Genomic DNA, 558 nt, shown 5'->3' with positions numbered 1-558 from the left:
TACAGTGCCAGGGTTATAGCTGTTTTTGAGGTTATAACCGTCGATATCTTTTTTGTAGCCTTCAACAGCTTCTTCATCGATGGAGTAAGTGATCTCCTTACCACCTTCGTATTTCGGCAGGTTTTTGAACTCATAAGTCCAGTTATCCTTGGTTACTTCTTGTTCCGCAACCTTAGTGGTCACGCCGTCAACCGTCTTGTTCAAGAGAACCTTGATCCTGTCTGGACGTTTGCCGTCTTGGTTGTTGCCATCATCCCAAGTCTTCGTTCCTTGAACGGAAACCGTGCCTGGAGTGTAGCTGTTCTTCAGGTTGTAACCATCGATGTCTTTTTTGTAGCCCTCAACAGCTTCTTCATCGATGGAGTAAGTGATTTCCTTACCGCCTTCGTATTTCGGCAGGTTGGCAAACTTGTAGCTCCAGTTAGCTGCTGTTACTTCTTGTTCCGCAACCTTAGTGGTCACACCATCAACCGTCTTGTTCAAGAGAACTTTGATCTTGTCTGGACGTTTGCCGTCTTGGTTGTCGCCATCATCCCATGTCTTGGTTCCTTCAACGGA

1 protein-coding gene is annotated in these 558 nt (G+C 46.2%); it reads right to left on the bottom strand.

What is annotated here, in order from left to right:
* The coding region (locus STRDD04_RS10225) for a Cna B-type domain-containing protein (RefSeq protein WP_156469093.1) at positions 1–558 on the bottom strand (558 nt) is incomplete at both ends.

The organism is Streptococcus sp. DD04 (assembly GCF_001578725.1).
GTDB classification, from domain to species: domain Bacteria; phylum Bacillota; class Bacilli; order Lactobacillales; family Streptococcaceae; genus Streptococcus; species Streptococcus sinensis.
This window is presented reverse-complemented; position numbering and strand designations above follow the sequence as displayed.